The organism is Kistimonas scapharcae, from assembly GCF_039540975.1.
GTDB classification, from domain to species: Bacteria; Pseudomonadota; Gammaproteobacteria; order Pseudomonadales; family Endozoicomonadaceae; genus Kistimonas; species Kistimonas scapharcae.
Map to the genome: position 1 here is coordinate 1 of NZ_BAABFL010000006.1, position 5,922 is coordinate 5,922.

At 54.4% G+C, this 5,922-nt stretch carries 4 protein-coding genes; all 4 read right to left on the reverse strand.

The window, feature by feature from the left end; all coding sequences use genetic code 11:
* Positions 1-443: 443 nt before the first annotated feature.
* Positions 444-677: a hypothetical protein gene (locus tag ABD892_RS00430; protein WP_345192711.1), complete on the reverse strand. Its 234-nt coding sequence runs from the start codon at positions 675-677 to the stop codon at positions 444-446.
* Positions 677-2,575 carry a hypothetical protein gene (locus tag ABD892_RS00435; protein ID WP_345192713.1) on the reverse strand — a complete coding sequence of 633 codons (1,899 nt, stop codon included), beginning with the start codon at positions 2,573-2,575 and terminating at the stop codon, positions 677-679. The genes ABD892_RS00430 and ABD892_RS00435 overlap by 1 nt, the downstream gene beginning before the upstream one ends.
* A 765-nt stretch (positions 2,576-3,340) precedes the next feature.
* Positions 3,341-4,384 (reverse strand): hypothetical protein, encoded by a 1,044-nt coding sequence (locus ABD892_RS00440; protein WP_345192715.1) that lies wholly within the window; start codon positions 4,382-4,384, stop codon positions 3,341-3,343.
* On the reverse strand, positions 4,384-5,922 hold a 1,539-nt coding region (locus tag ABD892_RS00445), incomplete at its 5' end, for a hypothetical protein (RefSeq protein WP_345192717.1). The genes ABD892_RS00445 and ABD892_RS00440, both read right to left, overlap by 1 nt.

The window sequence follows — 5,922 nt, forward strand, 5'->3', positions numbered from 1 at the left end:
TGACGCCATGGGAATACCTGGCTAAATCCGAGCTGTCGGAAAACTCTAATTTAGGGTGCCACTAAAAAAGGGATGTTTACAATAGGGCTATATCTTTTTTTTGAGCTTTCAATATTGGCTAAGGAACACGCTCGTTAGTCATGGTTTTATAAGGTCTGAGGTTGATTGACTGCAGAGGCTCATAAAATGCTGGAGTATGATTGTTTTGGTTGAGTTGTATTGCGGGGGGGGGCTTAAAGCAAAGAGCCTTATAACATTGCAGTTATGGGGGCTTGGATTGGTAAGGTTTTAATGTTGGTTTTTTTTCTGGATATAAAAAACCGACGTTTGAAACGTCGGTTTTTGGAATTGGTGGAGGCGGCGGGAATTGAACCCCCATCGATATATGTCTAGGTTGCGGATAACTTGTTGGTTTTTAATAACCAGAGGCTATAAAGAGGCTCTCACACATCTCGCCTGAAAATGGTAAGAGTTGGTATCTCATATAACACAATACTGTCGTTTACTAACGCCTTTTTTCCGGGGCTAACGGACTCGCCTTCAAGCGTTAGCAACGTTCCGTCGCGCATTTGAGCAGTGCTGGTTCCATTCGCGTTATTGCTGATGATTGTGACAACAGTTCTTGAGTTTGTCGGTAGCAGTGATGAGAATTTTTTCCAGATATTGGTTGTAGCCATTAGTGATGCCTCTCCAGTTCTATTGACTGTATAATCTTTGCTGCACCAGTGCGCGGAACTTTTATATCTGTGGATAAACAGAGTCCATACCATGTGCCGGTACTTTCAGTGACTTCCACCAGCTTGCCAGGCATGACCAAACCGGGAGGCTCATCTGTGGCGGTCAGCGGAATATCCAGCGAGACAATTTCCTGATTGCCGCCCTTGCTAAGTTCATTCCTTCCACGCTCGGTATTCAGACCTACATCCGTCAACCACGCCTCGACAATATCCGGTGCCGGTTGATCCCCTGCGGTACCTGCACGAGTGACCTCAACGGCGACACCGGTATGGGTGCCGGATACATAAACGGCATTGTACTCAGGCTCAGCCCGCCATTCCGCGCTCATGCTGACCATCATGCTTTCGGGGATGCTGTGGCTGACCACTGTACTTTCATCCTGCCAATGCCAGGGGCTAAACGGATAGCGAGGCTGGATCGTCAAGGTGTCACTGGCTACGGCGGGGATAACCACTGCACCAGCGGTGGTGGCTATTCGGGCAATGACCTGCATAGGCGTCAGATCCTGATAGGAGAGAACACCACCGTCCATCGTCCAGTCTGACGTGGTTCCATCTCCGCTGGTATTCCAGTCGATGGAAAAACCCGTGTTAAGCAGTTCATTCTCCATGGCCTGTCGGGCGTTGATGGGAGAAGTCTCAGTATGGGAGCGCCGTGGTGCATAGGGGGCGGCCAGCAGCTTTGTTCGGCTCTCGCCCCGGATGGTGTACTGCTCCCGACCAAAGCGTCTGTCGCTGCTGTAGCGCTCTATCATGAAGACCCAGGTCCAATCGTTAATAACGACCTCAATATGCTTTGGTCCGTCACTGTCAGGTTGCACCCGTGCCAGCGTTGGCCGGTTGTTGACCCTGGCAACCAGCGACCAGGTGAAGCTGTCGATATCCAGGCTGATGATCAGGTCAGTGATATCCAGCGGCGTTCTGTCTGGCAAGGTGACGGTGTTAATAGTGTCCATGATCAGCCAGGTGTCCTTTTCGGCAGGTCTGTCCGGGGTGGTGGGGTCCGGAGGATTGACGGGATCGATGGTGGCGGCAAAGCGTATCCGGTAGTCCGCATCCCTGCGTTGTTCGCTAGCGCCTTCTCCCCAGAGAAGTTGCTGTGACGGCTGATATGCCGTTGCCCGGTTCCATGAGAGAACGTTACGGCTTTCTCTTGGCTGTACCGGTTTGGGTGGAACCTTCTGACCAAAGGCAAACCAGATGCCCGTGTTGTTCTCCGGCGTATACAGCGCATTCCTGAACACAAACGATAGACGGCTGGGCTCCGGTAAGTAGCCGGCCCTGTCGCGGTCATCCGCAGAGTGCGCCATCACCCGAAACCAGCCGCCGGCTCGGGCATTATCCTTACCCGGCGGGTTGCCCCACCAGGCTCCACAGGCGGCCTCTGTGGGCAAAATACTGGCATCCCAGCCTGTGTTGGCGGGAAAGGCATCCTTTGGCGGCACATCGCTCCATAGCCCGCCTGTGGCTATCTGGCAGGTTTGCCCGTTTTCCCAACCCTGGTCGGTATGAACGTCCTGACCCGGTATTTTTCCCCATGCCGGCTGAAAGGCGGGTTCCGGCCTCTGTGATGCATTACTGGTATGCAGCTTCACAGCGTTTTCCGCCTGCTCACCAGGACGCCACCCTGCTCCCGTCATCGCTTCATTGCGGGTAGCCTTTTGCCAGTCACTTTGCCAGCGGCGTATAACGGATGGCGCTACCGGCCAGCTGACGGGCGGTGGTTTGACTGATTCACCGAACGCGACATCCAGTGCAATGCTAGCCCCATCAGGTGCTGAATAATCATGGCTACCCTCCAGTGTCAGACTCGCAGGATCCGGAATGTAATCAGCCATCGCCAGTGCTGTTGCTTATGTCTGGCAGCAAAGGGCCATGGACTATGGCCTGATAGAAAGGACGTGCTTTAAAGACTGCGGTTCCCACCAGTCCGGTATTGGTGCTGCCGTTATCCACCCACCATTCCGGCTCCGATGAGCCTGATATCCCTTCCGCCAGACACTCATAGACGAAGCCTGCAAACCTTCCTGTACTGGGGTGAATCACATCACCCACAATGTAACGGGTGTTTGATTGCCATGTATCGCCATAGTCATCCATGGCAAGTACCAGTACCGGTTCAGCAAAGCCGTTCAGGTCAATCTCGAAACGGCCATCGGTTCCACTCTGACCGCTCGCGATAATCGTACGCTCCGGCAATTGACCTTGCCGTTGTTGCAAGCGGTAGGAAACGACCACAATCTCTTTTTCTGCCGGTTCACCGTTCAACGACACCATGCCACTGACAAAGGTCTGCGCCGCATCCGGTGATGGGACATCAAGCACAATATTGGNGTCAATCTCGAAACTGCCATCGGTTCCACTCTGACCGCTCGCGATAATCGTACGCTCCGGCAATAGACCTTGCCGCTGTTGTTGACGGTATGAGACGACCACAATCTCATTGACTGCCGGTTCACCGTTCAACGACACCATGCCACTGACAAAGGTCTGCGCCGCATCCGGTGATGGGACATCAAGCACAATATTGGCGGCAGCCAGTGCGCCATACCCGCCCTGTACAGATAACACCAGTGCGTTCGGGTTTGGAATGTAACTGCCCATCAGCCAAGAATCCTTTTTGGCGTGACCGGTCCGTGCAGTATGGGTTGGCGGAGTTTATGGGCTTCAAAGATGGCTGTGCCGCTGGCCAGCTGATCCGTTGGCCAGGGTGCGGTGGGAAGTGTTGCCTCCGTGGTACCAGCCTGAATACAGATATAGCGATAGCCGTTGGGTGTTTGGGGATGGGTAATCGCACCAATACTGTAAGCTGTGTCAGCCTTCAGCAGACTACCGTACGCATCAAAGGCATAGACCAGAATGCCATCGGTGTAGGGGCTGGTGACCAGCTCAAAGCTGCCATCGCCTGCGCTATCGAGCTGTGCGATCAGTTCATGGCGTTGCATGGTCACTGCCCTGACCGTTCTAGGTACAGGGCTGCCGTCGACTAATGTGGTACCCAGCACATGGGTATAGCGGCTGTAGTCGCCGGTCTGAGGGATCAGAGATGGAACACTTCCTGACGTCAGATTCCAGAGGGCAGGATCCAGGTTGACGTACTCCGCCGGATCATAGATATCGCTGATCAGGACGCCATCATTGTTGTTGGGATCACGGTTCATGGCCACATAACAGCCGCTGGTATCGAAACCGCCCTGGTTAGCGATGTGCCTGAGCGTTGCAAGACCACTGAGTACGACGTTCTGATAAAAAGGCTGTCCCTGTGGCCAATCACGCGACAGGTAAACATCACTGTTATGCTGCCAGTGAACCCGCACATTCTGTAGTACCGCCCCGTTATAGCAAGTCTGGTGCAGCCCGGTGGTAAGACCACTGGCAATGTAGAACTCAATATTGCGAATATCGCCACTGCCCCAAAAGTGCCAGTAATTACCACAGGTCATGTTGATGACCTTGTGGCCCTTGCCGTCCAGATGGAAACTGCCGCCATTATCGTTTTGGTTAAGATAGCGCCCCTCCATGTCCAGGTCAGTGGTCAACTCGTAGTAATAGTTCTCCGAATGATGCCAGACAGCCTCAAAGTCCTCCGGTGTTTGGATCAGGAAGGGATTGATCTGACTGCCATTGCCGATTGCGAGGGTTGCCATTAGTCTGCATCCCCCCGAATCTGCAGGGTGAAACGGTCATCGTCCGTAGTGCCTTGTCCTGACAAAACGGTTCGCACCAGCCAACAGGGAGCCAATGCACCAGTGGTGTTAAAGCGCAGTACATTACCGCTACTCCAGCCGGTGCCCCAGCCGTCAAAGCGGATGCTGAAATACGGGACATGGGTTTCCGGATTCAGGGGTGCGCAATCGCTGCTGGTAGAACCGCTCGCGATAATGCCGAGGTTTTCTTCCACTACCTGAAAAGTACTGCTGCTGGTGAAGATGATTGCCCACCGGCCGTCTACCGCACCTTTGTTGCTGACCTCGATGGGATAGTTGATCAGGTTGTACTGCGCTGTGGTGTCGTCCCCGATGCGATGGTTACTCCAATTGGGCTCACCACTATCCCAGGTGCGTTGAGTGAACTCGTCGTGTACCCGGGATTGCAGATCACCATACACGACGGCGCTGCTGACCAGTGTTTCATCTGCCGGAAACTCCCACGCCAACGGGGTGACCAGGCTGAGGTCACCACTGATCTGCACATCGCTGACCAGTGCCATCTGTTCAATACGATCATGGATGGTGAGAGTACCGGCCAGATCGTTTACAAAGGTGACGGTGCCGGTTTCCAGATCTACAGCGTAATCCGCACTGTTGATGGGAGTGTCGGAGTCGTCCGTTACCGTGATTTCAGCCTGATGGTCCCGACTTAACGCGACGGTTTGTCCGGCCGTGGGTGAGTTCACCGTGGTGGTACCGGTATGGGCCAGCACCACCACATCACCGGGTCGATAAATGGGCACCCTGCCATCAGCAGGCAGACGTACCGGATCCAAACCTATCAGTTCGCTATCCAACGGGATACTGGTCAGCACCACACTATTGAAGCGGATGGACTGTGGGATGACATGGATGGGATTGACGCCATCGGTGAATGCCACCTGACACCAACCGCTCTGGTAATCGATATAACCCAGCATCTCCGGACTGCTGATCAAGCCGTTGTTGTCCGCCTGGGTACTGATGGTGGCTCCGGTATCGGCACGCAGGGCACTGATTTGCAAACTGGCACTGCGGATCGGTGCGCCGGGGGTGCGAAAGGCGACCCTGTCCGTCTGATAACCCGCCGCCGTTGTGGCAGAGGCCACCAGATTGACTACAGGACTGGCACCATCCGGCCATTGGCTGAGGGTCACCTGTGCGCCGGTATAATCAATGCTGCCGACGATGGTGCCCGCATTGGTGGCGGTGGAGAGATTCCGGATAATGGTGCCATCCCGGTCCTGATAGAACGCCCCGCCAAACTCAAACATCACGGAGCCCGGCACCAAAGGTTCTGACGTATTGGGCAATAGACGGATAACCAAATCCGGCACGGTGACACTTTCGGTTTCGGGCAGATGAGACAGAGCGTTCTCTTGGGCCACCACTGACATGGTATTGCCCTGGTAGGTTTCCGTCAGTGTGGTGGTGTCGCCCTCGATGCGCTGTCGGGTATAGACCTTGCCAGCGACCTCGAAATCATAGGCGTTGAT

Coding starts and splice junctions, on each gene's coding strand:
- ABD892_RS00430 (WP_345192711.1), bottom strand. CDS start 677: ATGGCTACAACCAATATCTGGAAAAAATTCTCATCACTGCTACCGACA.
- ABD892_RS00435 (WP_345192713.1), bottom strand. CDS start 2,575: ATGGCTGATTACATTCCGGATCCTGCGAGTCTGACACTGGAGGGTAGC.
- ABD892_RS00440 (WP_345192715.1), bottom strand. CDS start 4,384: ATGGCAACCCTCGCAATCGGCAATGGCAGTCAGATCAATCCCTTCCTG.